Source organism: Larkinella punicea, assembly GCF_003334855.1.
GTDB classification, from domain to species: domain Bacteria; phylum Bacteroidota; class Bacteroidia; order Cytophagales; family Spirosomataceae; genus Larkinella; species Larkinella punicea.
On record NZ_QOWE01000004.1, the window covers coordinates 266,319 to 290,357 of the forward strand.

The following is a 24,039-nucleotide window of genomic DNA, read 5'->3' on the forward strand; positions in this document are numbered from 1 at the left end:
TCTCCTTTGTAATCTGGCATAATTCAAAGGAATGATTTTGCAATTATAAGAAGTAGAGAATGGCGTCATCTTTACTTTTGACCAATTAACCAGGACAGTTGTTCAATTTTTGCCTGTTTATATCCTATTCTGAAGAATTGTGCGAATTGCAATACATCTAGCTGAATTTATGATAATGCAAAAAAAAGGCTATTTCCTGCTGTCCATCATTAAACCTATCAGCCTGATTTTTACTTTATTAGCACTAGTCTCTACGAGAAGCACGGCCCAAAAATTTTATTTTAACGCACTCACCTCCAAGCAGGGCTTGTCGCACAATAGTATATTTAGCATCACCCAGGACCACAAAGGCTTTATTTGGTTCGGTACGCGGGGTGGTGTTAGCCGTTACGATAGCCAGCAGATAAAAAATTATCCGCTGAATGCCTTCCACCCCAACACAGAATCGACACGGGTCAGATGCCTGTATGCGGTGGGGGATGAACTGTGGGTGGGAACCGCCGGTGGCCTGTTTAGCTATCTTTTCGATAAAGATGAATTTGTACCGGTGTCGCTCGGGAAAAGTCCGGTCAATGTTTCCGTCATTCAGCGGGCATCCTCGGGCGAACTCTGGGTTGGCTGCCGGGATGGGCTGTATATTCTGTCGAAGAGTGGGTCAGTCCGGCGCATTCTGCCGGCGCAGAACATCCATGCCATTCATGAATACCGGAAAGGTTCTTTTCTGATTTTGAAAAACAACACGCCCTATGTCATCAATGGAGCCGGTGAAACCATCGTCTCCCTGGCAATGGAAGGCGGAAACCCTAAAAAAGCATTCACGTTCCGCGACAACAAGCTTTTCAAAGACCGGCGGGGGGCTATCTGGCTCAGTACAGAAACCAATCTGTTGCAGTTGGATGAAAAAACCATGACGTTCAGACCAATGGACTGGTTTGTCCGGCTGGTCAAAGACCGGGTGAGGGTCATGCGTACGGTTTCTGAAGACCAGGCCGGCAATGTCTGGATTGGTGGTGAATCGGGCGTAATGATGATCGACAGTCAGCGCCGGATGGTGCAGGGATATGATAAATCATTTACGGCCTCGCCCTATGGACTAACCGACCGGGCGGTTTATTCAAGCTTTGTCAGCCGGGACGGAATGGTTTGGCTGGGTACATATTTTGGGGGTGTCAATTATACCAAACCCGTCGGAATTTCATTCGAACATCTGTTTCCGGCCACCGACGGGCAAACCATTGCGGGCAAGGCCATTAGCCAGCTTGCCATCGATGGGCAGGAACGGCTTTGGATCGGAACCGAAGACGGGGGCATCAGCATTCAGGACCGGGCAACCGGACGCTACACCTACCACAACCAGGCGAATGGGCTGAGTGACAACAATGTACACGCTATTTCGATTGACAAGTCGGGGGCAGCCTGGGTAGGTACGTTTTTGGGAGGGTTAAACCGCATTGACCCGGTATCGGGAAAAAAACGCGTGTTTCTCCACAATGCGGACGATTCTACCTCGCTGGCCAGCAATTTTGTCAATTCCCTGTTCCACGACAAAACCGGTCGTCTTTGGGTAGGTACGACGAAGGGAGTCAATATTTTTGATGAGAAAACGGGCACCTTTCGGTTGTTCAAACCCGGTGAGTTAGGGACTCCATTTATCATTGATATCATGGGCGATGCGTCGGGCCGGATTTGGTTTGCTACCGAAAACTCGGGGGTGTACCAATATGAACCCGTCCTTGACCAATTAACCCATTTCCACGCTGGCAATACGCCCGTTTTGCGAGGCAATCAGATCATCAGTATTTACGAAGACTCAAACCATAATATGTGGTTTGGCAGCCTGAATGCGGGGGTATATCAATGGAATGAGCGGCAGAAAAAGTTTATTCCCCACCCGGTACAAGCGCAGTTGTTAAACCAGACCGTCTATGAAACACTGGAGGATAACCACGGAACGTTCTGGTTTTCGACCAACAGCGGTTTGCTGTCCTATAAGCCGGACCAGCAAACGCATCGTGTCTTCGACGGCAGCAACGGGCTTCAGGCCACGCAGTTCAATTTTAAATCAGCTTTAAAAGACCGGCAGGGTTATCTGTATTTCGGTAGTGTGGATGGCCTCTGCTATTTCAACCCCGATAACATTACGAAACGGGTTTTTGACCCGCCGGTTTATTTCACGGACCTGAAACTATTCAATAAAGAAGTGCGGCCCGATGGCGAACTGATGCTCACCAAACGCCTTGACGAAACCCACGAACTGGTTTTTAAGTACGCACAAAACGTGATCACGCTGGATTTTGTAGCCATCAATTATTTCTCGAAACGAACGAATTACTACACCTATTACCTCGAAGGCTTTGAAGAAACCTGGGGGCCGAAAACCACCGTAAACTCGCAGACCTATACCAATCTGTCTCCCGGTCAATACACGTTCCATGTCCGGTCCTTTCAATCGAATGGCGATTTGTCGCCAACCGAACGGACACTCCGGCTGATTGTGAAACCGCCCTTCTGGCGTACCACCTATGCCTATTTGCTCTACGCGCTGTTTGGCATTGGTTTATTGGTGGTCTACCGGAGAATCATCACGTATCTGAACCGCCAGAAAATGGCCGTGCAGGTGGAGCGGGTCGAACGGGAAAAAAGCCGGGAATTGAACCAGCAGAAGCTGAATTTCTTCACGTTTCTTTCGAACGAATTCAAGACCCCCATTACGCTGATTATCGCGGAGATTGACGAACTGATTCAAAATAATCAGGCTTGGCGGGCCGATTCGGCCACGAATTACAGCGTGATCAAGAAAAACGCCCGCCGGTTGCAGGCCCTGATCGACCAGATTACGGAACTCCGGAAAACGGGTCACGAAATTCAGAAAATTCACCGCACCGACGCCGATGTTATCGCTTTTATCAAAGAAACCCTGAAAGGGTTCGACCCGTTGCTGCGGGCAAGGCAGATTCAGAAGCGGCTCACCTTTTCGCCCCCCTATCTGATGGCCTCCTTCGATGCCGGAAAGTTGGAAATGATCATTGGCAATGTGTTCTTTTACCTGATTGACCAGTTGGCCGAAGGCGACGAACTGAACTTCGACGTTGAGGTTGTGAACACGACGGAATGTGAACCGGCCGAATTGCGGTTAACCTTCACCTTCGAGGGGCAACCGGAACTTTTGACCAGTATCGAAACCAGCTATCAATATGCCGGAAACTCTGAAGAAATTTTTGGGCAGGACAACTCCCTCAACATCGGTATCCTCCTGGCCTTCAGCCTGCTCAAATTACAGGCCGGCCGGGTGTCTGTTTTCGACGCCAACAATCGGAGCCGGCTTTCGCTCCAGATTCCGATTCAGAAAACACCCGTCAGCAAAATCATTCCGGGTGCTAAACTCCAGCATTCCATCAGCCAGCATATTGTGGATTCACCGGAGGTAAGTCTGCTGCCTGATGGGGAGTGGTTTAGCCCTCCGGCCGATGAATCCTTGCGGAACGACAAACCCAATCTGCTGATTATCGAACGCTCGAAAGAGCTGGCTCAGTTTCTGAAACGCCATTACGGGGAAATTTACCGCATTAGCGTGGCAAACACCTTCAACGAAGCCCTGAAGAAAGCCGAAACGATGCTACCCGAAATTATTCTGTGCGATAGCGATATACACGATAAAGAACACCGGAGTGTGTGCCTGGTGCTAAAAAGAAACCCGCAGACTCAGCATATTCCGGTTATTCTGTTACTGGACGATGAAGATGACAAAAAAATCATCGAGGGGCTGAACAATGGTGCAGACGGATACATCGGCAAACCGTTCAGTCTGAAAGAACTGGATTTGATCATTGGCAACCAATTGAATACCGTTTCGTTGCTGAAAACTAAATTAACAGACAGCCTGGCGGGTTCCTTACGGGGTGCCCTGCCCCGGCGAAACAAAGACCAGGAATTTGTACTGAAGTTTGCCGCCCTGGTGAATCAGCAGTATAAAAATAAAGAGGTAACCGCCGATGAACTGGCCAGGCAGATGAATTGCAGCCGGTCGCAGCTTCATACAAAACTGAAAGCCCTCACCGGCCTGAGTACCAAAGAGTACCTGAATGACTATCGCCTGGGGCTGGCCCGCCAGTTGCTCGAAGGTGGTATGAGCGTGAACGAAGCGGCCTTCGAGGTTGGCTTTAACGACCCCAATTATTTTGGTCGGGCCTTCAAAAATAAATTCGGGATTATCCCCAGTAAAATCTACTGATCAATGGGTATGACTTTCGCTACCATTCAGGATCGTGACCAGCCGCAACAACTCCTCGCTAATGGGTTTGGAACGGGAAACAACTTCATGCAAACCACTGTAAACCAGACCATTATTCACCACACCCACCATCACATTCTTTTTGCCTTTCAACAAGCCTTCCACCGCTGCCAGCCCCAACCGGCTCGCCAGAATCCGATCACCGGCACTCGGAGCCCCGCCACGCTGGATGTGTCCCAGGGTTGTTACCCGCAAGTCAAATTCAGTACCGGACTGCTTCTTGATTTGTTCCGCGACCACCGTTGCCGTCCCTCTTCCCTCCCCTTCGGCCAGCACCAGGATGACCGACGACTGGGAGCCATTCCGGCCCTGCTGGAGTCCTGCAATGAGTTCCGCAGCCGATACCCCGGTTTCCGGAAGCAGCACCCGCTCGGCGCCCCCCGCAATGCCCGACTGAATGGCAATGTAGCCCGAATCGCGGCCCATGACTTCAATCAGAAAGATGCGCTCGTGCGAATCCGCCGTGTCACGAATTTTGTCGATAGCCTCCACGGCGGTGTTCACGGCGGTATCATACCCAATGGTATAATCCGTGCCAAACAGGTCATTATCGATGGTTCCGGGCACGCCAATAACGGGAAACGAAAACTCGTCAACGAATTGCAAAGCCCCTTTAAAGGTGCCGTTTCCGCCAATGACAATCAGGCCGTCGACCGCCAGATTCGTGAGGTAATCGTACGCTTTTTTCCGGCCCTCAACCGTCCTGAATTCAGGGCTGCGGGCCGATTTGAGGATGGTTCCCCCGCGTTGAATGATGTTGCTGACGGTCGATGAAGTCAGTGGAACACCATCCCCCAGAATTAATCCGCTGTAGCCCCGGCGGATGCCAATCACTTCAATGCCATGGTAGGCCGCTCCCCGGACCACCGCCCGGATACAGGCATTCATCCCGGGCGCATCTCCGCCGGAAGTCAAAACTGCCAATCGTTTCATCATAACTTATACTTTAAATAAATTTTGCCGGGACGGATCCCGAAACCATTTCCTTGATTTTCAATTCATTTAGGCGTATGCCCGGGTGGCCAGGTGATGAAACACCCGTTCGTCCAGCCGGTAACGGTCGTTGAGGGTCAGGCTGCTGCGGCTGGTGAACAAGGCATAATTGACGGCGTTGTACAACAACCACAGCGACGGCCCCGTATGAAGCAGTTGTTCTTCCGTCCGCAGTCGCTCGTAGGCTTGTTTGGCCAGTTGAACCGGAATGGGCAACTCCCGTACGATTTCGTTGGGACGGCCCGGTATTTCCGTTTGCTGCAACTGCGAATAAACGGTGGTGGTCAGCGTCAGCTCCGGTTTGAGGTGGTCGACCAGCAGATTATGCAGGTGCTGCCGGAAGACCTCGATGGTGAGCTGACTGTGGTGAATTTTGCGGATGGCCGGGCCGGGCCGGTCGGATCGGTTTTCGGCCGGGCGGTTTTTGGACGAACGCCCCTTTGCACTTTCTCCCGACCACTGCCCCAGCCAGGTCTGGTAGCTCGACACCTGATCGAAGTGATCGGCCCAGCCCAGCAAACCATTCTGACACAGCTTCCGGAACATGCTGCTGCGCAGGGCCACCATCGGGTCCAGCAAGGCCATCAACGATTGCCCCTGAATGCTGAAAGGCGTTTTCCCGTTGTAACTGTTGGTTAAGATCAGGCAGCGTTGCAGTGGCTCCCCGCCCAGCATAAACACCTCCGGCAACACAATATTGATATTGAACTCGCCGGTCGGCGTATACTTGATCAGGAGCGAATACTGCGGAATGAGTGCATCGACCACCTCCCGAATAACCGCATTCGGAATAATGGAATAATCGGCACTCTGAATGCCAAATATGGTGTTCCGTCCCCCTTTCACCTGCCCAACGATCAATTGCTGCCGATCGGTCGCCACAATGTCGTAGTCCGGCAATAGGTCGGTCAGCCAGACGGGCTGCACCGGATAACAGATGTCGTCCCAGGAATTGGTCAGTTGGGGCTGTGCGCTGATATACGTCATTTTATTTGTTTTCTATTTTTACAGTTGTAAATTTACAGTTGTAAAAATTAAGAAGCAACTTTTTAACAGAAAGGGCGTACGTATGAACAGATCCGGAATCACTCAGCAAAAAATCAAGGCAACGCTGTTGCTTTTGCCCGTCATGGTGGTGGTCATACTTACGTCGCTAAGTATGCGCAGTACGATGCGGGAAATGGATCAGGCGCTGGGTTCGGTGTATGCCGACCGCCTGGAACCCGCCGTCGACATGGTGTATCTGAGTGAAAAGTTTCACGCCCGGCGGCATTTGCTGGAAACCGTGCTGATTTCGCACCATACCGGTTCTCCCACAATCATCCGGAAGAAGCTAAAACAGTATGATACCGGAATCCAGCAACTCATCGACCAATTCGAGAAGACGAGTCTGGTGGCTGACGAGAAGACGAGTTTGCTGGCGATCAAAACCGTGCTGTCCGACTACCGACAACTGGAGCAGATCATTTTGCGCCAGTGGGCTTCCGGCCAAACCGAAGCGGCCCGTGACGCCTTCCACGGACATGGGGCGGTTCTCTTTCAGCAGGGTGTGACCCATCTGCATGATCTGGCCCGCATTCAGTCGGTCGTTGGGCAGGAGTTCAGGAAGAAATCCCATACCGAAGCCCTCCACTTTTATGCCAACTCCACTTTACAGGTGGCGGTGGCAATCATCATGGGGCTGCTTATTCTCAGTACCCTGTATAACGTAAACCTTGGGAATCGTGATCCGAAAGCCTGGCACCTCAATTAACAGACAGATGCCGTGCCGGATGAAACGATTCTTTCAACTCCTTAAAACCGGTTAAGACATGAAGAATTTAATCATAAATACGCAGGATTATCAACGACTGATCGACCGGGTGGTGCAAGCCAAATCCGATCCGACCGCTTCTTTCAAACACATCCGAACCTTGCTGCTGGGCGTGAGCCAGGCCACGTTGCTGGAGCCCTCCGACATCCCGGCAGATGTGGTGACCATGAATTCCCTGGTAAAAATCCGGTACCTCGACAACCAGCATACGCTGAACATCCGGCTGGTGTATCCCGAACAGGCGAATATTTCCCAGCGTCAGATTTCGATCTTTGCCCCGCTGGCTACCGCTTTGCTGGGCTGTAAAAAAGGCGATTTGGTCAGCTTTGCAACCCCGGCCCGAACGGTAAAAATTCAGATCGACGCCATCTTGTACCAACCCGAAGCCGCCGGTGATTTATCACTTTAATGACCCCGGTCCGGGAACAATCCACTCCTGAAACGTGCATCCGAATCACCCAAAAAAACGAAATACCCTGGTTCATTCCACTTCCATTCTGGTAAAAGCAACCGATCAGGAACCCTCTTTGCAACAGGTGGGGAACCTGATTCGGGAAGCCCGCTTAAAAGCCGATCTCACCCAGAGCGATCTGGCCCTGAAACTGGGCGTGTCGATTTCTACCGTCAATAAGTATGAAAAAAAGGGACAACACGTCACCATCGGCACCCTGTTGAAAATCGCCAGGGTGCTGGAAATCGATCTGATGGTCGGGTTTTTATCCTGAAAGTATCACCAGACTTGCGTCATGTCAGGTCTGGTGACGATATTTGTATCCTGATTTTTTAGGCCCTGCTTTCAGTCGAGCCTCGTACGTACTCTTCCGTTTGTGAAAAAAAGAATTAAGCGTCGTTATCGCATTGCCCGTTACGTCCTCTACCGTCAAACGATTCTGGCACCCATCGATCATTTCTGGACTTTTCTGGGTGCTTTTACCGCCATCGCATCCCTGGGTTTGATTCAGCAATCCCGCTTTACCCCGCAGGACGATGTTTTTCTGATCGGTTCTTTCGGGGCTTCGTGCGTCTTAATTTTCGGAACAACCCATAGCCCCCTGGCGCAACCCCGAAACCTGGTCGGAGGACATTTGCTGGCTTCCCTGATTGGCGTTGCCATCCAGAAGCTGGTTCCCGACCAGATTTGGCTGGCATCCGCTCTGGCCGTTTCGCTATCCATTGTGGGTATGCAGATCACCAAAACCATGCACCCGCCGGCCGGAGCCACGGCTCTGATCGCCAACATTGGTTCAGAAAAAATCAAAAGTTTAGGATTTGGATATACCGTGGCCCCCGTCATGACCGGCGTTCTTATCCTGCTAACAATCGCCCTGATTGTCAACAACATACCGAAAGGCCGATCCTATCCGGTGGCTCCACTACCCTGGCGAAAGGTGGCCAGAAAGCTCAGAAGAAATCCACCCCGGCGACTTCATCCGGACAAGGTGGATGCGCTGGACGTACCCTAAAACGGGGCGTCAAAGCGGGTGTCATCAACAGCCCGGCAACCCGTCCGGCGTATTAAAAGACAAACCACAACTGATTTTTGTCATCTGAAAAAACCGCTGGGAATCATACGATCCCCTAACGAAAATCAGGCCATACAACCTCCAAAACCCCCACATTTACAGGCAATTAGCAAATCCGTACGCCATACGTTATTTACGGATATTGCCAGGAAGAAACTGAACAACTTAACTTCCATTTGCCATGCTACGCTATTTTACGGTACTCATTCTGCTTGCCATCACGCTTTTTTTGGGCGGTTGCCTGAGGGATCATCTGGACCCCGACAGTGCCTGGCGCACCCTGGCCGGTTTACCCACTTCTCCTCCCCTTTTCATGGTCGACCTGCAGGGTAACCTGTATGCCGGTACCGGAAATGGCACATCGCCTGCTCTTCTGACCAAACTCTGGCAGTATGATTTTGCTACGAATACCTGGAAAGCTAAAAAAGATTTTCCCGGCAAACTGGAATCCGGACTTACGTACTTCACCGTCAACGACAAACTCTATGTCGGTTTATCAACCACCGGAGAACTGAATCCCGCTTCCAGTTTTGATTTAGAAGCTTATTCCACAGACATTTACGAATATGACCCGGCCACGGATACCTGGCAAACCGTGGTTTTACCTACTCCCCGCTTGGGAACCGGTGCCACATCGCTTCATTTTGGGGAAAAAGGACTTTCACTCTGGGGCACCTACCGTACCCCTGCCAATACGTTCGTACGGTGGAACCAGGACGGACTCGTAAATGATGCCATTAACGGCTGGCAGAAAGCAACCATCACCATCCTGGGAACATCGACCTTCCCGATGACGTCTGATCAACCGTTGAACGAACGAACCTTATATAGCGTCCTGCGTAAAAAAGGGTTTGGTTTTTCAATCGGCAATCACGTGTATACCGGGGGTGGCAGTGTGCAGCGGTCCGGCACGTTTGATCCATTTTATCAACATGATGCCCTTCAGAAAGAGGTGGAAGCCCACGACCTCTACGAATTTGAAGGTACAGAAACCGGAACCGGTCTCGCTCTGGTGGTGTCAAATCAGTCCAAAACCCCGGCAACGGGTTATGATTTAACTTGGGCGCATCAGGCTTTCCCCCTCAAAAATACGGGGTATATCATCACCAGCACCGGCCAACTCATCAGTTTTACGCCCGGCACCAGCCAGTGGCATACCTACAATGCCCTGGGAAACCGGTTCACCGTCGGTACCAGCCTGAACGAAAAAGCCTATTTCATCAACCAGGATAACCAGTTGCTGGAGTACACGCCCAACTAGGAATCATTTCGCAGAGTTTAGCGGAGGAAATCAGAGATACGCAGGGGTTGTTTCCTCTAATTTCCTCCGCTCAATAACGCTTTTCAACACTGCCCAAACAATAAAAAACCTCCGGCGTAAAATCCGGAGGTCGTATTTATATTTCTTAAAAATCTATACCCGTTATTTTTTGGCATAAATCAATTGAACCGTGTAATTAACCGTCACCGTATCTCTATTTGCATTCAGAAACCGGCCGCTCCGGGCAAGCACTTCACCCAGTAACTGATTGGGAGTCGTCGTGTTGTCATATGTATACTTAAATTCATCACCGGCTTCTTCTTTCAATACCAGGTCATTATTGGTTAACGTCCAGGTTCCTTTGTAGTCAAAAACACTTCCATTCGACCTTTCTGTTCCGGAAAACGTATTATCACTTTTAATATCAATATCGTCACGATAACCGGTCACGGTTGGGTTCGACAAATCTTCGTCACCATTGAGCGATGCGAAGTCACCAGTAAAGCCCGCATAGCGTGCCCGGTCAACAGACCACTGCCCTACCACTGGTGCAGGTGCCGGATCATCATCTTTGTTACACGAACTCAAGCCAGCCGCAAACACCACCACGCAGATCAAATAAAGTAATCGCTTCATAATTTTCAGGTTTTTGTGAAATAATAGTTTAGTGTGACTGGATGAGATGACCGTTGGAAACGAAATCTACAAAAAAAAATGTCAGGTTGTAAATTTCCGGATAAAAAGCCGGTGTTTTCTATCTTCCCTACGCAAAAACCGGTCAAAGCGTTGCGTCAGGGCGTAATAATTACCCCAAAATCCCCTGAAGGGGACTTGGACACCCTTAACTCCAGATGCAAAAGTCCCCTTCAGGGGATTTAGGGGTAAGGCTCGCCTGTTACCGCAAACCCGGGCGGGGAATCACCGGCAAACTCTCGTTCCCATCCTCGCTAACGGCCTGAACAGCAAAGAAATAATTGTCTTTTGAATAGGGCAATGTCAGTCCGACTTTTTCTGTATAAAACTTCTTTTGCCAGAACGGCCAGTGGGTTTCGCGCATCAGAACATAGTAGCCTTTTATTTTCCGGTTGGCCGAATTACCGGCTTTGGGAGCCTGCCAGAACAGGCTCGTAGAGTTGGTCAGACTCCGGGCCTCCACCGTAACGTTTTGCGGCATCGACGGCGCTTTGGCCAGATTGGCGAGCACGGCCAGGTTCATGGCGGTATTTTTCCGCAGGTAATCGAAATCCATAAACTTCACGTAATCGCCGTATTCAACACCGTCCTGCGTGCGCAGATCCTGGTGCTGGTGGGCAAAATTCTCGTTCATTTCCGTAATGCGAACCGCCGGAAAACCGCGCGTGACAAACGGCGTGTGGTCGCCCCCGCGCAAAAACCGGTCGTTGCGATACACCATCACCACCTCCAGTTGATCGACATACCGCTCGCCCACTTCTTTGGTATACCGGGCCAGTTGCCGCGATTTTCCGTCGTTTTCCAGGCCATACTGCCGGATGTTGGCCGCCAGCGAATCCGTCTGATAACCCGGCAAGCCCTCGCTGAATACCCGGACACGCGTGTTGTCGGTGATGTGCGTATCGGGGCTGTGGTTCGACCCCATGATGTCGTTGTTCAGTAACGCTTCCAGGTTCCATTTTTCGTCTTTCGCCCGTTGCGCCAGGTGGTTGGCGCCCAGCAGTCCCTGCTCCTCCCCACAAACCGCCACAAAAATGATGGTGGCCGGAAACGGCACTTTGCTCATCACGCGGCAGAGTTCGATCACGGCGGCCGTTCCCGAACCGTCGTCGTTGGCCCCCGGCGCATCGGCGGTGCGGTTCATGACGTCACTAACGCGGCTGTCGATGTGGCCGCTCACCAGAAAAATCCGGTCGTCGTTCGGGTCGGTGCCTTTGAGCGTCGCCATCACGTTGCCCATTTGCGTCACGGCATCGATCCGCCGACCGTCCGGCTGCAGGGTCCAGCTATCGATCTGGGCCGTCAGCCGTCCGCCCGACTGTTTGGCGTAGTGTTGAAACTTGCCCAATGTCCACTGCCGGGCCGCGCTCAACCCGCGTTTGGGCGTCGCGCTGCTCATCGTGTGCCGCGTTCCGAAACTGACCAGATTGGTAACGTGTGACCGCAAACTATCCGCCGACACGTCGGCCACGAGTTGGGCAATGGCAGGATCGCGGTTGACGGTGGTCTGGGCTTGTAAAGCAAGCGAAAAAAGAAGGAGAATACCCGAAAGTGTACAGTTTTTCATTCAGTAAGTCGATGAGTTTAGTAAACGGGAATACAAACGAAGATACACCACCGCGTCGATTTTACGGCGTTTTACGGGATCTAAAAATGATTTTTTGCCGGAACGTGGAACCGCCTTTTGACGCAGAACCGGGCGACTGCGTTCGTTCAGTGAAGAAAACACCAACGCCCCCGCCAGCAGAAAAGACAAGCCCAGCGACCAGAACGCAATTTGGCGCGTCGGCAATTGCCGCACCGGCTGATAGAATTCCCGGGTTTCGTCTTCCGAGAACAATTCCCGAAAGGAAAAACCGGTGTCCTCGTCGTCTGAAGGCCTGTTTTTCATAAGCGTCGGGCCAGGCTTATGCCAAAGGCGGTTTGGGTCGTTCCAGGGAGGGGTTGCGCCGAAAACCCGAAGCGGGCAGCGGCCAACGCCCGGTTGTATTGCGTCACCGCCTTGCGAGCCTGGGAATTGCCAATGATGCTTAACCCCAGCGTGGCACCGATCGAGCCAAAATACACGGCCCAGTAGTCGCCCGAACGGGTATAAGTACCCTTGTTACGCGTCAAAACGTAGACCAGCGGAACCAGCGCAACGACCTGACCGGCCAGCACAAACGTCCGGTAGGTTCGGAAATGGCGGTTGACGATGGGATCATTCAATTCGTTAAAGGGAATCTCCAGCGAATTCGGCGACCGCAACCGCTTGCCCCCGTAAAAATACGATCCATACGACCGCTCGATGGGTTTCAGATGGGCCGGAACCGCAGCAGCGGGCCGGTAAAAGGTGGAATCGGCAGGGCGTTGCGCACAGGCAACCCCTACTACAAGCGTGCAGAACAGGAGTACGTAAAAGAATCGCATAGTGAATTAACGCACAAATTCGGGATACAACTCAATTTTTAGGCCAACGACAGAAAATTTTTCAACCGCGCCTTGATTTCGCATTGAAATACCATTACTTTTGTACTGTAATAAAATTCATTACAGAATGAACAACAGCCGGTTTTCGATCGCCATCCACATCATGACCCTTCTGACGAGGGCCAATGGGGAGCTGCTATCGTCTGACTTTATGGCTGGCAGCGTCAATATCAATCCGGTTTTGGTTCGGAAAGAGATCAGCAATTTGCGAAAGAAGGGGCTCATTATCAGCAAGGAAGGCAAAAACGGCGGCAGCAGTTTAGCCAAACCCGCGGAGACAATCCTGCTGTCGGCGATTTACGAGGCTGTTCGACAAACGCCACTGCTGGGGCAAAACCGAAACAGCCCGAACCCCGATTGCGAAGTGGGTCGTCAGATCAATACCCACCTGGACACCCTTTTTCTGGATGCGGAGAAGGCCCTGATTGCGCGGCTTAACCAAACGACCCTGGCCGATTTTACCAACCAGTTTGACTAATTTTTTTGAACTAAACTGTAATAAATTCAATTACAGTTAAAAATAATTAATTCTTTGCGCTTTGCCCCTAAATCCCCTAAATGGGACTTTTAACATCTGGAGGGGTTGCATCCAAGTCCCCTTTAGGGGATTTAGGGGCAAAGCGCAAAGGATTACTAGACGTAAGTCCTAAAATTTACCAATTAACTAATTCTGAAAAACCATGAAAATTGCCTTGATTGGAGCCACGGGCTTCGTAGGTTCAGCCCTGTTGAAAGAAGCCTTGCACCGCGGGTATGATGTAACGGCGATTGTCCGCCATCCGGAAAAAAATACGGTAGAAAACCCTCAGCTAACGGCCGTAAAAGGCGATGTGCTGAATGAAGCGGAGGTAGCCGGGCTCGTGGCCGGCCATGATGCGGTCGTGAGTGCGTACAATGCGGGTTGGCAAAACCCCAACCTTTATAACGAGTATCTGGCCGGTTCGCATGCCATTCAAAACGGCACGAAAAAAGCCGGTGTGAAACGCCTGCTGGTGGTGGGTGGAGCCGGGAGTCTGGAAATTGCGCCGGGCGTTCAACTGATCGACACGCCACAGTTCCCGGCCGAATGGAAACCGGGGGCATTGGCCGCCCGTGACTACCTGAACACGTTGAAAAAGGAAGAAGACCTGGACTGGACGTTTATCAGCCCGGCCATTTTGCTCGAACCCGGCGAGCGCACCGGGCAATTCCGCTTGGGAACCAACCAGCCGGTGTTTGACGAAAACGGGGTGAGTAAAATTTCCGTCGAAGACCTGGCCGTTGCGTTGCTCGACGAACTGGACAAGCCCGCACACGTTCGTCAGCGGTTTACCGTGGGGTATTGAGTTTGATAATCACCCGAAACCGTGCTGACTAAGCGGCTTTCCCTATCAGCACGGTTTCGGGTAAACGAACCAGGGGCAACGACAGATAGAATGTTGTTCCTACCCCCGGTTCGCTTTCAAACCAGAGTTTTCCCTGCTGAACTTCCGCGTATTCTTTACAAAGAAAAAGCCCCAGTCCTACCCCTTTTTCGTTATTAGTACCAAAAGTTGACCGCGATTTAAGCGAAAATAGAGTTGCTTTGTCTTCCGGTTTTATTCCGCCCCCATTGTCTTTAACAACAATCACACAATTCGATTGTGATTCCAGAACTTCAACCCCAATCGATCCCCCGGAAGGCGTAAACTTAATGGCATTCCCCACTAAATTCCGAACAATAAGTTGCAACATATTGCTATCGGCAACGACCTCGAATGGTGTATGAATTGAATACGCCAACTGGATTTCTTTTTTTAAAGCCAGCGGTTTATAAATTTCAATGATGGGTTTTAAAACGGTCGAAATGTTGACGTGCGTAAGCTCCACTTTGGTTCCGTTCATCTGCGTAGTCGACCACGACAGGAGGTTAAAAAGCATCTCCTGGGTGTGGTTGATGACATCCAGCAAATCCGATTCGATCCGTTTCTTTTGCGCATCGTCCAGATCCGTTTCCCTCAATATTTCAATGTATTGCTGAACAGAAGCCAGTGGCGAACGCAAATCATGTGAAATGATGGAGAAAAGTTTGCTTTTCTCGGCGTTGAGACGTTCCAGCACCACGGATTTTTCTTCGACCAGGCGCTGTTCGGCCCGGTAGGCTTTCTTGAAAAAATACGTGGCCAGGTAAATCATTACAATGCCTACCAAATAGCTTGAGCCCACGTCCAGGATCTGATTCAATCGGCTTGAGTAGCCGCCAACTACACTGTCTGGATAAAAATATTCGACCGATAAAAGAGTGAAGACAACAAGGAAATTAAAACAAAACCAGAAGACATGCTGCCGGGACGGCGAAACGATAGCCAACAAAAAATAAACATACATAAACAGGAGAATGGAAGGGCCAACAACTCCCGCATTGAAAAAATAGTTACCCGCCAGAAGCAGGGTAACAAAAACGCCACCAGTAGAAACCGTGAGATAGAATTTGTTTTTTATCCGGGATAAATAATATAAAAATGACAACGCGATAAACAGCAGAAAAGAAACCAGCGAGGCTTCGGGCAATCCGATAAAATAGTTAAAAGGAATGTTGTAGAGCATCGCCACAATGCCCACCACACAGATGGAATTGAAGATCCGGCTTTCCAGCGTAGTCTCCCCCGGTACGCCAACCAGTGCCGAAAAGTAGCGTTGAATGGATTTGAAAAGTAGCGGTTTTTCCAACGTCGTTTTTCTGTGAGTAGCTGAAAAAATAGGTGATTAAACCCATAGTCTAATCACCTATTTACAAAAATACTTAAAATTCTTCTACTTATTTCACCACTTTCATCACGCCCTGCATGAGTGATGCGTGTCCGGGAAAGGTGCAGACGAACTGATAATCACCGGGTGTGGTTGGGGCCACAAAGTAGAGCGATTCCGAGCTTTCGGGTTGCATCAGATTCGTGTGGAACAACACGTTCGGCGATACCGGGACATACTGCATCCGGGAACCGTTCAGGTTCAGTTTCAGTGCCGCATCGCCGACGGCGTTGGCCGTGGCCGGTTTCACAATCACGCAGTTGTGCAGCATGTCGTCGTTGTTGTTGAACACCCACCGGATGCGGCTCCCGGCTTTCACTTCGACCTGCGTCTTGTCAAATTTCAGACCCGGCACGGTGCCGATTGTAATCACCTGATCAGGACCGTTGGTCCAGTCGGCCGGTTGTTCGGTCACGCGTTTGGCACTCGCAGCCGCCGGTTTTCCTTTGGCTCCGGCAACGGGTGGTGCGGTTTTGGCAGACGCCATCACCATGTCTGCATGGCTGTGTTTGGCGGGGGCGGCAATGGTCAGCTTCGTTCCGGGCGCAATGTGGTTGAGGGTATAATACCCCGTATTGTGCAGCAACGCCAGCCCTTTGTCCGACCTGATGCCCTCGGCTTTCACCTCATGAACGTAGCCTTCGCGCAGAACCGTGTCGGCCACAATCCGCACTTTCAGGCCATTGTCCGACACCACAACGCCCCGGATGGGCACGGGCCGCGGATCTTCAACCGGGCTACCGTAGATTTTATGGTATTTGTAGGTGAAGCTATTCAGGCTGTAGGAAGCCAGATCTTCGGCGGTTTTCTTGTCAACCGGCTGCGTAAATTCCACCTCAAAACCGTCGGGCATCGAGCGGATCGCTTTCATTTCAAACGGCGTCAGGCCCGTCCATACCAGCCGCTGAACCCCAAACGGGTCTTTGCCGGTGGCCGACCAGCCCCGGCTGGTTTGCCCCACAAACATGGAACCGTCCAGCCCCCAGGCCATCCGCAAAATACCGGACTGAAAACCCGACCGGAACGGAAAACAGGCTCCCTGGTACTTCCCATCCACTTTTTCCAGAAAAACCCGCATCACCTTGCTGTGGCCCTGATCGCCCACGAACAACTGCCCGTCAAACGGGCCAAACCGGTTGGCCGTGGTGTCTTCCAGAATATCGGAGGTCGAAATACCCATCATCGTATGCGGAAACCAGATGGCCGGTTCTTTCAGATGTGGAATCGACTTCACCATCTCGTGCATCGGTTTTCCCGTGCTCGGCACATCTTCCAGCTTCAGTTTCAGCGGAGAATTCGGTTCGGAGGTCCACTTCAGCCCCTCGGGATTCCCGGCAAAATCGCCCAGTTCGAGGTGCGTCATCCGGCCTGAACCCACCCAGTCGCCCTGGTTTTCGGTGTAAAAAATGCTGCCATCGCGCAAGGCCCGGTAGCTGGAGGGCGACCGCAAGCCGGTGGCAAACGGCTTTATCTCGCCTTTTTCGTTGACTTTCAGCATCCATCCCCGCCATTTGGCCAGGCTGGCTCCCTTGCCAATCCAGCCGAGGTTGAGCGTAATGAGCATATCGCCATCCGGCAAAAAAATCGGCCCGTACGAATATTCGTGATAGTTGCCGGACAACGGCCATTTCACAATCGACTGGTATTCGTTGGCTTCATCGTCGCCATCCGTATCGATCATTTTGGTGAGTTCCCCGCGTTGCGTGGCGTAAATGGCACCCTTGTGATACGCCAGTCCGAGCGGTTCGTGCAGGCCATAGGCAAACCGTTTGAACTGCGGCTGGCGGCTGCCTTTCATATACGGATTGCTGATGAACCAGACTTCACCCCGGCGCGTCGAAACGCCCAGCCGACCGTCAGGCAGCACGGCCATGCCACCCACTTCCAGTTGTACCCCTTCAGGCATGGGAATGGTGACAAGCCGGTAATAATCGTCTTCCGTCAACGGGCGCTGGGCCACGGCGAACGAAGAAATAAATAGAGAGAGAAAGAGAAACGAGAGTCTGTTTTTCATGGTCTTTAGTACTAGGCAATTCGGGAGCCGTTTTCAGTTTTGCGTTCGGTTTGCAGTAAAGTCACCTCACCGTCGGGGCCAATGGCACCCAAAACCAGGCATTCACTTTTGAAAGTTGCAATCTGTTTGGGCGGAAAGTTGATGACCGCAACCACCTGCATACCAGGCAAATCCTCGGCTTTATACAATCGGGTTAGCTGCGCGGAGGATCGCTTGATGCCTTTTGCGCCAAAGTCGATGGTGAGTTTGTAGGCCGGTTTGCGGGCTTCCGGAAAGGCGTCAACGGCCAGGATGGTTCCGGTTACGATCTCAACCTTTTCGAAGTCAGCCCAGGTGATGCTGTTTTCCATAACGAATCACCACAAGAGCGAATACTGAACCGTAGCAGAACCGCCTTTCATGGGAACCGGCATCAGCAATTCCTGCCGCCCGGAACTGGTACGCATCGTCGGTTTGAGCTTCGGATCGATCCGGATGAAATATTTTCCATCGACCGAATACAAACCCTTCGCCACTTCGTCCAGCGATGCTCCAACCGCCAGCCGGCAGTAGAGTGACTCGTTATCCGGCCCTTTTACGCTCAGCGTCCGCGTGATGGATTTGCCGTCGGCATCGGGCAAAACCGCATCGGTGACGTCCAGATCCCGCATGCGATATTGTGGAATTGGAAACCCTCGCCCATCCATTGACAAGCCGGTGTATTTCCACTCATTGTCGGACAAACTATCAGGCCAGTACTGGTTGGCATTGGCCATCAGCGCCAGCGGACTCTGGGCCGACAAAACCGCTACCGTTCCCAGCGGTTTCAGCAATTGCGGTTCTCCGCGTTCATACCACATGTCGGTTACATCGGCAAACTGCCCGCGCCAGACCTGTAACAACGCGCCCTGGTTCAGATCGACGGTGTAGTTCAAACCCGACGGACTGCCTACGGAGAGGCAATGGGTTTTCTTTTTGGAACCAAAATTGACGAATGAACGGATCACCGCCGGTTTGGTGCCGGGTTCCACCGCGATTTCGCCAACGGGATCGGGTTCGGGCAGCGAGGCCCGGGGGTGCAGCGCCTGAAACTTGGTGTCGGGAGCCGAGATGAAAAAACCCAGACCCGGCCGGGGCCACGACCGGCCGAAAAACAACGTAAAAGGATGCTTCCCCGCCGTCAGGTTGATTTTGGCCGTGTTCATATAGCCCAGGTCGAGCCGCTTGTTGGCAATGATTTCCTTGCCGTCGATTTGCAGGGAAGCAAAACCGCCCTGCTGCAAAGCAATCGTATAGGGCCCGGTTTTGTCGACCACCAGATCTCCGGTGTAAACGATGCCGTGCCAGCGCGGCTGACCGTAGGAGACTTCGTAGGTCAGGGCCGAAACCGTATCTTCCTTGACCAGTTTCAGATTGGCCAATTCGGCCTGCGAAACCGTTTCCGTTTTGTTCTCGTATAGTTTGTAGCGGATGTTGGTCAGTTTTGCCACCGGACGATCGGTAATTAACTGATACCCAATATTCCGAACCGCCACCGTACCGTTTGTAACGTTCAGACTCACCGTACCGGCTTTTCCTCCGGTGGCTTTCGGCAGCACCAGACTTTCCTGAATCAGCGTGCCGTTGAGCGTCATTTTCTCCAGCGTGGCCGGGCCTTTGCCTTCGCCCTGAAGCAGAATTTCAAGCTGCTGCCACAAACCCGGCGCTTTGCCGGCATTCTGTAAGGGCAAGAGCGTGCTGCCTTCAATGGCACCAAAGGTCGTGGTGTTGACCTCCGGTTTCCCCCAATGGTCGGCCAGGTGAATGCCCGTGCCGCCAAACGACAGGGTGGCCTCTGCGCCGGGCGAAAGCATCACGTCCATCACCAGCCGAACATCGTTGGCATTGGTGAGCAAGGTGAGCGGCTGACCGGGCGTTCCGACCAGAATACCGCTCCCGGCCTTCGTTTTCTGATCCGATCGGAGGGGGTTCACCAGAATGGAAGCCGCCGGTTTCCAGTTGGCGGGCACCGCCGGCAACCGATCGGTGGGAAGCAGCGTCAGGGATTCGTCAACAGATTGGGCCCAAACCGGTAGCGTTCCTGCCAGGAGCAGGAGGGCGGTTCCACGGTTGAACCATCGTAGAATGGGATTCATCGAATAGGTAAAGTTTCAGTGGTTAAAGCAATTAACTGCTTACGTTGCAAAAGGGAAAGTAACGTCTTTTTTTACCCTAAACCAAACCCGAACATTTCAGTCTGGCAAAGGGTTAGGGGAGCAAAAATAGTGTATTCCGGTTTTATATTCAGCAAATCCTTCGGCAGACCTCAAATCCCTTATTTCTATAAAAAATGCCGTAAATTTGACAAATCAATTCCAAAAATATGAATCAGGAAGTTCGTTGGGAATTAGAGCAAAATGGTCGACAAACTTCTCTTTTTAACGAATAACACCCATGACGTACGGATTGAGCGATATTCATCTCAAAGCCATAACGGACGTATTGGCTGGTAACAACCGTATTGAACAGGTCATTTTGTTCGGATCAAGAGCGAAAGGCACGCATCGCCCCGGCTCTGATGTAGACATGGCCCTTAAAGGAAGAGATTTAACACACAATGACCTTGTTGATGTATCCAATGCCCTGGACGAACTGTGGCTTCCTATTCGCTTCGACCTGATTTTATATGATCGCGTCAAAGAACCGGCACTCTTGGATCAAATCAACCAGTTTGGCAAAGACCTTCTACTTAAACCATCACTCGTATAACGCCTTCACATCCAGGTTTGCCAGTTCGACCAGAAAACCGCTCAGTTTTTGGGTGACGTCCTCAAAATACCGTCTACCTTTTTCCGCCGTGGCCTGCTTCGGGTTGCCAATTCCGGTGTCTTCCGTCACCTGCGACCATTTGCGCTCGGCCCACGCCCAGCCTTCTCGTAGTGCCTGGACCTTCCATTTTTTGGCCGCTCCGTCGCCGGCTTCATCCAGCGGCAAGACCAGATCCGGGCGGAGGTGCAGCAACAGACTCGTCTCCATTTCATCGGCATGGTCGCCTTTGGGTTCATCGAAATACTTCGATTTATCAAGCGTATTGAACCACGAGCAGGTGGTCAGAAACATCGTCGGATACTGAACGCCCAGTTCGCGCAGCATGGTTTTGAAGTCATTGCCGCCGTGGCTGTTCAGAATCAGGAGCTTGTAAATTCCCTGCCGGTTCAGCATTTCGATGATGTCGTTCAAAATCGCTTTCTGGGTGCTGGGATACAGGTTGATATCGAGCAAAATATCAGTCTGCCCGGTGTTGACGCCAAACGGAATGGTGGGCAACACCATTACTTTCGCGCCCTGCTCCCACGCCAGCCGTGCCGACTCAGCCGCAATCGTGTCGGCTTCAATCACGTCCGTCGCATACGGCAAGTGGTAGTTGTGGGCTTCCGTAGCCCCCCACGGCAGAATGACCAGGTCGATCGGTTGGTCGTGAATGTGTTTCCAGTTGGCTTCAGCAAGAATGTAGGGACGCATGAGTTTAAAGAGGTTATTTCGCGGACGAGTTATTTCGCAGAGTTAAGCGGAGTAAATAGGAGTTAAGCAGAGAAATTATTTTAAAAACTTCGCTTAACTCCTTTTTTCTCCGCTTAACTCCGCGAAATAACCAATAAATCTTGTTCAAAACCATTATTTCGTGTCCCGTTCCGTAGTAACTTGCCCCCATTCCCATCTCCACCGGCTATGGACCATGTTGAAATTCTTTCCCGCATCCAGTTCGCCTTCACGATTGCTTTCCATTACATTTATCCGCCCCTGAGCATCGGCCTTGGCGTGTGCCTGGTTTTCATGGAAGGGCTATATTTAAAGACCAAAGACAAGGTGTATGAAGAACTGACCCGGTTTTGGGTCCGGATTTTCGCCCTCATTTTCGGCATCGGTGTCGCCACCGGCATTGTGATGGAGTTCGAATTCGGCACCAACTGGGCGGTTTACTCCCGTTACGTCGGCGATATTTTCGGCAGCGCCCTGGCCGCCGAGGGCATTTTCGCCTTTGCCCTCGAATCCGCCTTTCTGGGCATTCTGATTTTTGGCTGGAACCGCGTCAGCCCGCGGGTTCACTTTCTGTCGACGGTTTTGGTGGCCCTGGGCTCCATGTTTTCCGCACTCTGGATTGTAGTCGCCAACTCGTGGCAGCAAACGCCGACGGGCTACCGCATTGAAGGCGAAGGCCTGAAAGCCCGCGCCGTAGTGACCGACTTCTGGGAGATGGTTTTCAATCCGTCGTCCATCGAACGGTATTCGCACGTTCTGATCGGTGCTTTTCTGGCCGGGTCGTTTCTGGTGCTGAGCGTTAGTGCATGGTATATTCTGAAACGCAAGTACGTGGTACACTCCCAAAAAGCCTTCACCATTGCGTTGTGGGTGGCCGCCGTGTCGTCGCTGGGGCAACTGTTTACGGGTCACAAATCGGCGGAAGTGATTACGAAATACCAGCCCGCGAAACTGGCCGCGGTCGAAGGGCATTTTGAAACCGCCCCCGCCGACATGTACCTGCTGGGCTGGGTCGATGCCAAAAAACAAACCGTGACCGGGCTGAAAATACCGGGCGGTTTGTCGTTTCTGGTGCACCAGGATTTCAAAAAGCCCATTCCCGGCCTGAACAGTTTCAAACCCGAAAACCGGCCGGGTGCCATCAATTTTGTGTTCCAGACCTATCACCTGATGGTCGCCATCGGCATGACGCTGATCGGGTTGTGCTGGCTGGCGATTTTTCTGCTTTATCGAAAAAAACTGTTCCAGAATCGTTGGCTGATGGGCGTTTTCGTCGGTTCGGTTATGCTGCCCCAGATTGCCAACCAGGTGGGCTGGTACACCGCCGAAGTCGGCCGGCAACCGTGGGTGGTTTATGGGCTGCTCCGAACCTCCGACGCGCTTTCGCAGGCCGTCAAAGCCGAGCACGTCCTGATTTCCCTCATTCTGTTCACGCTGGTCTACGTCATCCTGTTCGTGCTGTTCATTTACCTTTTGAACAAGAAAATCCAGCACGGCCCTGACGTAGCCCAGGAGAATCTGGAATCACCTCCTTCAAAGTTCAACCCTTCACTTATTTAATTGTGAATGATAGAATGATAGAATGATAGAATAATCTGCCGGATGCTAAGCACTCTATTCACTCATTCACTCATTCGCTCATTCACTCATTCACTCATTGCTTATGGACACTATCCTCGGTCTCGACCTTCCCACCTGGTGGTTTTTGCTGATTGGTGCGCTCATCAGCGGGTACGGTATTCTCGACGGTTTCGATCTGGGTGCGGGGGCTTTGCACCTGTTTTTTCGGAAAGAACAAAGCCGCCGGATTGCCCTGAACGCCATCGGCCCGGTTTGGGATGGCAACGAAGTCTGGCTCGTGATTGGCGCGGGGGCGCTGTTTGCGGCTTTTCCGCTGGTGTATGGAACCCTCCTGTCGGTTTTTTACCTGCCGTTTATCCTGCTGCTGCTCGCCATCATTTTCCGCGCCATTTCGATTGAGTTTCGGAGCAAGGAAGAAATGAAATGGTGGCGCACGCTGTGGGATGTGTGCTATTGCCTGTCGAGCAGCACCATCGCCTTACTCTTCGGCCTGATTCTGGGCAACCTGATTCAGGGCATTCCGCTCGACAAAGACTACCAGTTTGTCGGACGCCTGCGGGACTTCTTCAACCCCTATGCCCTGCTGATTTCGGTGACGGTTTTGTCGCTGTTCATGCTGCACGGGGCCATGTATCTCGCCATGAAAACCGAAGACCGGCTCTACGCCAAAATGACGATTTTGATCAACCAGACCAGTAAATTTTTCATTCTCTGCTTCATCACGGCGTCTATGGCCACGCTCATCTACGTACCACACATGGCCGCCATTTTTCACAAATACCCGGTCATGTTCGCCTTACCGGTCAGTGCGGTGCTGATCGTGCTGAACATGCGCCGGATGATCGAAAAACGGCGGTATTTGCGGGGCTTCATTTCGTCGGCCGTCACGACGGCCCTGCTGCTGGTGCTGTTTGCATCCGGTTTGTATCCCAATCTGGTGCTGTCCAACTACGACGTGCGGGGTAACATCAGCATCTACGAAGCCGCTTCTACCGACGGTTCCCTGCGGACGATGCTGCTCTTTGCCGCCATCGGAATGCCCCTCGTGCTGACTTATACGGTTTTCGTTTTCTGGACGTTTCGGGGGAAAGTGAAGTTGGAGGATACGAGTTATTGAACAAAGAGTTATATCGCAGA

22 protein-coding genes are annotated in these 24,039 nt (G+C 51.9%); 11 read left to right on the forward strand and 11 right to left on the reverse strand.

Going from position 1 to position 24,039, the window contains the following annotated elements; translation table 11 throughout:
• Nucleotides 1-175 precede the first annotated feature (175 nt).
• On the forward strand, nt 176-4,231 hold the full coding sequence (locus tag DUE52_RS06340) for a two-component regulator propeller domain-containing protein (protein WP_165840875.1): 4,056 nt from the start codon (nt 176-178) through the stop codon (nt 4,229-4,231).
• Here DUE52_RS06340 and pfkA read toward each other — a convergent pair whose 3' ends face one another.
• Both pfkA and DUE52_RS06350 read right to left on the reverse strand, forming a co-directional pair.
• Entirely contained in the window at nt 4,232-5,224 is a 993-nt protein-coding gene (pfkA, locus tag DUE52_RS06345; RefSeq protein ID WP_114405244.1) for a 6-phosphofructokinase, read from the reverse strand.
• Between the two features lie 69 nt (nt 5,225-5,293).
• Nucleotides 5,294-6,271 carry a hypothetical protein gene (locus tag DUE52_RS06350; protein WP_114405133.1) on the reverse strand — a complete coding sequence of 326 codons (978 nt, stop codon included), beginning with the start codon at nt 6,269-6,271 and terminating at the stop codon, nt 5,294-5,296.
• 82 nt (nt 6,272-6,353) lie between these two features.
• On the opposite strand from DUE52_RS06350, the gene DUE52_RS06355 reads away from it, so the two are divergent.
• From DUE52_RS06355 to DUE52_RS06375, 5 genes are all read left to right on the forward strand, one after another.
• On the forward strand, nt 6,354-7,037 hold the full coding sequence (locus DUE52_RS06355) for an MCP four helix bundle domain-containing protein (RefSeq protein WP_165840876.1): 684 nt from the start codon (nt 6,354-6,356) through the stop codon (nt 7,035-7,037).
• Nucleotides 7,038-7,095: 58 nt separating this feature from the next.
• A complete protein-coding gene (locus tag DUE52_RS06360) occupies nt 7,096-7,506 on the forward strand; it encodes a GreA/GreB family elongation factor (RefSeq protein ID WP_114405135.1) in 411 nt (136 codons plus the stop codon).
• A 34-nt stretch (nt 7,507-7,540) separates the two neighbouring features.
• Nucleotides 7,541-7,822 carry a helix-turn-helix domain-containing protein gene (locus tag DUE52_RS06365; protein WP_114405136.1) on the forward strand — a complete coding sequence of 94 codons (282 nt, stop codon included), beginning with the start codon at nt 7,541-7,543 and terminating at the stop codon, nt 7,820-7,822.
• A 102-nt stretch (nt 7,823-7,924) separates the two neighbouring features.
• On the forward strand, nt 7,925-8,560 hold the full coding sequence (locus DUE52_RS06370) for an HPP family protein (protein WP_114405137.1): 636 nt from the start codon (nt 7,925-7,927) through the stop codon (nt 8,558-8,560).
• A 241-nt stretch (nt 8,561-8,801) separates the two neighbouring features.
• The gene (locus DUE52_RS06375) at nt 8,802-9,881 is read left to right on the forward strand and encodes a Kelch repeat-containing protein (RefSeq protein WP_114405138.1); all 1,080 of its coding nucleotides are present in this window, start codon (nt 8,802-8,804) and stop codon (nt 9,879-9,881) included.
• A 162-nt stretch (nt 9,882-10,043) separates the two neighbouring features.
• Here the strand turns inward: DUE52_RS06375 and DUE52_RS06380 are convergent, their stop codons facing one another.
• The 4 genes from DUE52_RS06380 to DUE52_RS06395 all read right to left on the reverse strand — a co-directional run bounded on the left by DUE52_RS06380 (nt 10,044) and on the right by DUE52_RS06395 (nt 12,983).
• A complete protein-coding gene (locus tag DUE52_RS06380) occupies nt 10,044-10,517 on the reverse strand; it encodes a lipocalin family protein (protein ID WP_114405139.1) in 474 nt (157 codons plus the stop codon).
• A 259-nt stretch (nt 10,518-10,776) separates the two neighbouring features.
• On the reverse strand, nt 10,777-12,141 hold the full coding sequence (locus DUE52_RS06385) for a M28 family metallopeptidase (RefSeq protein ID WP_114405140.1): 1,365 nt from the start codon (nt 12,139-12,141) through the stop codon (nt 10,777-10,779).
• Complete coding sequence (locus tag DUE52_RS06390; protein WP_114405141.1) at nt 12,142-12,465, reverse strand: hypothetical protein; 324 nt, start codon at nt 12,463-12,465, stop codon at nt 12,142-12,144. It abuts the gene before it with no gap.
• Nucleotides 12,462-12,983: a hypothetical protein gene (locus tag DUE52_RS06395; protein ID WP_114405142.1), complete on the reverse strand. Its 522-nt coding sequence runs from the start codon at nt 12,981-12,983 to the stop codon at nt 12,462-12,464. Before DUE52_RS06395 ends, DUE52_RS06390 begins: the two co-directional genes overlap by 4 nt.
• Before the next feature lie 127 nt (nt 12,984-13,110).
• Between DUE52_RS06395 and DUE52_RS06400 the strand changes: the two genes are divergently transcribed.
• Both DUE52_RS06400 and DUE52_RS06405 read left to right on the forward strand, forming a co-directional pair.
• Nucleotides 13,111-13,521: an Rrf2 family transcriptional regulator gene (locus DUE52_RS06400; protein WP_114405143.1), complete on the forward strand. Its 411-nt coding sequence runs from the start codon at nt 13,111-13,113 to the stop codon at nt 13,519-13,521.
• A 202-nt stretch (nt 13,522-13,723) separates the two neighbouring features.
• Entirely contained in the window at nt 13,724-14,368 is a 645-nt protein-coding gene (locus DUE52_RS06405) for an NAD(P)-dependent oxidoreductase (protein ID WP_114405144.1), read from the forward strand.
• Nucleotides 14,369-14,396: 28 nt separating this feature from the next.
• Here the strand turns inward: DUE52_RS06405 and DUE52_RS06410 are convergent, their stop codons facing one another.
• The 4 genes from DUE52_RS06410 to DUE52_RS06425 form a co-directional block, all read right to left on the reverse strand.
• On the reverse strand, nt 14,397-15,731 hold the full coding sequence (locus tag DUE52_RS06410; RefSeq protein WP_114405145.1) for a sensor histidine kinase: 1,335 nt from the start codon (nt 15,729-15,731) through the stop codon (nt 14,397-14,399).
• Nucleotides 15,732-15,819: 88 nt separating this feature from the next.
• Complete coding sequence (locus DUE52_RS06415) at nt 15,820-17,823, reverse strand: plastocyanin/azurin family copper-binding protein (protein ID WP_114405146.1); 2,004 nt, start codon at nt 17,821-17,823, stop codon at nt 15,820-15,822.
• An 11-nt stretch (nt 17,824-17,834) separates the two neighbouring features.
• Nucleotides 17,835-18,173: a tRNA-binding protein gene (locus DUE52_RS06420; RefSeq protein ID WP_114405147.1), complete on the reverse strand. Its 339-nt coding sequence runs from the start codon at nt 18,171-18,173 to the stop codon at nt 17,835-17,837.
• 6 nt (nt 18,174-18,179) lie between these two features.
• Nucleotides 18,180-19,937: a PA14 domain-containing protein gene (locus DUE52_RS06425; protein ID WP_114405148.1), complete on the reverse strand. Its 1,758-nt coding sequence runs from the start codon at nt 19,935-19,937 to the stop codon at nt 18,180-18,182.
• Nucleotides 19,938-20,235: 298 nt separating this feature from the next.
• On the opposite strand from DUE52_RS06425, the gene DUE52_RS06430 reads away from it, so the two are divergent.
• Nucleotides 20,236-20,550, forward strand: coding sequence for a nucleotidyltransferase family protein (locus DUE52_RS06430; protein ID WP_114405149.1), 315 nt, complete (start codon nt 20,236-20,238; stop codon nt 20,548-20,550).
• On the opposite strand, the gene DUE52_RS06435 is transcribed toward DUE52_RS06430, so the two are convergent.
• Nucleotides 20,539-21,303 carry a creatininase family protein gene (locus DUE52_RS06435; protein ID WP_114405150.1) on the reverse strand — a complete coding sequence of 255 codons (765 nt, stop codon included), beginning with the start codon at nt 21,301-21,303 and terminating at the stop codon, nt 20,539-20,541. The two genes, DUE52_RS06430 and DUE52_RS06435, sit on opposite strands and share 12 nt — an antisense overlap.
• Nucleotides 21,304-21,510: 207 nt before the next feature.
• On the opposite strand from DUE52_RS06435, the gene DUE52_RS06440 reads away from it, so the two are divergent.
• Together DUE52_RS06440 and cydB are read left to right on the forward strand one after the other, a co-directional pair.
• The gene (locus tag DUE52_RS06440) at nt 21,511-22,881 is read left to right on the forward strand and encodes a cytochrome ubiquinol oxidase subunit I (RefSeq protein WP_114405151.1); all 1,371 of its coding nucleotides are present in this window, start codon (nt 21,511-21,513) and stop codon (nt 22,879-22,881) included.
• A 103-nt stretch (nt 22,882-22,984) separates the two neighbouring features.
• Nucleotides 22,985-24,019, forward strand: a complete 1,035-nt coding sequence (cydB, locus tag DUE52_RS06445) for a cytochrome d ubiquinol oxidase subunit II (RefSeq protein ID WP_114405152.1) — start codon at nt 22,985-22,987, stop codon at nt 24,017-24,019.
• Nucleotides 24,020-24,039: the final 20 nt, after the last annotated feature.

Coding starts and splice junctions, on each gene's coding strand:
- DUE52_RS06340 (WP_165840875.1), top strand. CDS start 176: ATGCAAAAAAAAGGCTATTTCCTGCTGTCCATCATTAAACCTATCAGC.
- pfkA (WP_114405244.1), bottom strand. CDS start 5,224: ATGAAACGATTGGCAGTTTTGACTTCCGGCGGAGATGCGCCCGGGATG.
- DUE52_RS06350 (WP_114405133.1), bottom strand. CDS start 6,271: ATGACGTATATCAGCGCACAGCCCCAACTGACCAATTCCTGGGACGAC.
- DUE52_RS06355 (WP_165840876.1), top strand. CDS start 6,354: ATGAACAGATCCGGAATCACTCAGCAAAAAATCAAGGCAACGCTGTTG.
- DUE52_RS06360 (WP_114405135.1), top strand. CDS start 7,096: ATGAAGAATTTAATCATAAATACGCAGGATTATCAACGACTGATCGAC.
- DUE52_RS06375 (WP_114405138.1), top strand. CDS start 8,802: ATGCTACGCTATTTTACGGTACTCATTCTGCTTGCCATCACGCTTTTT.
- DUE52_RS06380 (WP_114405139.1), bottom strand. CDS start 10,517: ATGAAGCGATTACTTTATTTGATCTGCGTGGTGGTGTTTGCGGCTGGC.
- DUE52_RS06385 (WP_114405140.1), bottom strand. CDS start 12,141: ATGAAAAACTGTACACTTTCGGGTATTCTCCTTCTTTTTTCGCTTGCT.
- DUE52_RS06390 (WP_114405141.1), bottom strand. CDS start 12,465: ATGAAAAACAGGCCTTCAGACGACGAGGACACCGGTTTTTCCTTTCGG.
- DUE52_RS06395 (WP_114405142.1), bottom strand. CDS start 12,983: ATGCGATTCTTTTACGTACTCCTGTTCTGCACGCTTGTAGTAGGGGTT.
- DUE52_RS06400 (WP_114405143.1), top strand. CDS start 13,111: ATGAACAACAGCCGGTTTTCGATCGCCATCCACATCATGACCCTTCTG.
- DUE52_RS06405 (WP_114405144.1), top strand. CDS start 13,724: ATGAAAATTGCCTTGATTGGAGCCACGGGCTTCGTAGGTTCAGCCCTG.
- DUE52_RS06415 (WP_114405146.1), bottom strand. CDS start 17,823: ATGAAAAACAGACTCTCGTTTCTCTTTCTCTCTCTATTTATTTCTTCG.
- DUE52_RS06420 (WP_114405147.1), bottom strand. CDS start 18,173: ATGGAAAACAGCATCACCTGGGCTGACTTCGAAAAGGTTGAGATCGTA.
- DUE52_RS06425 (WP_114405148.1), bottom strand. CDS start 19,937: ATGAATCCCATTCTACGATGGTTCAACCGTGGAACCGCCCTCCTGCTC.
- DUE52_RS06430 (WP_114405149.1), top strand. CDS start 20,236: ATGACGTACGGATTGAGCGATATTCATCTCAAAGCCATAACGGACGTA.
- DUE52_RS06435 (WP_114405150.1), bottom strand. CDS start 21,303: ATGCGTCCCTACATTCTTGCTGAAGCCAACTGGAAACACATTCACGAC.
- DUE52_RS06440 (WP_114405151.1), top strand. CDS start 21,511: ATGGACCATGTTGAAATTCTTTCCCGCATCCAGTTCGCCTTCACGATT.
- cydB (WP_114405152.1), top strand. CDS start 22,985: ATGGACACTATCCTCGGTCTCGACCTTCCCACCTGGTGGTTTTTGCTG.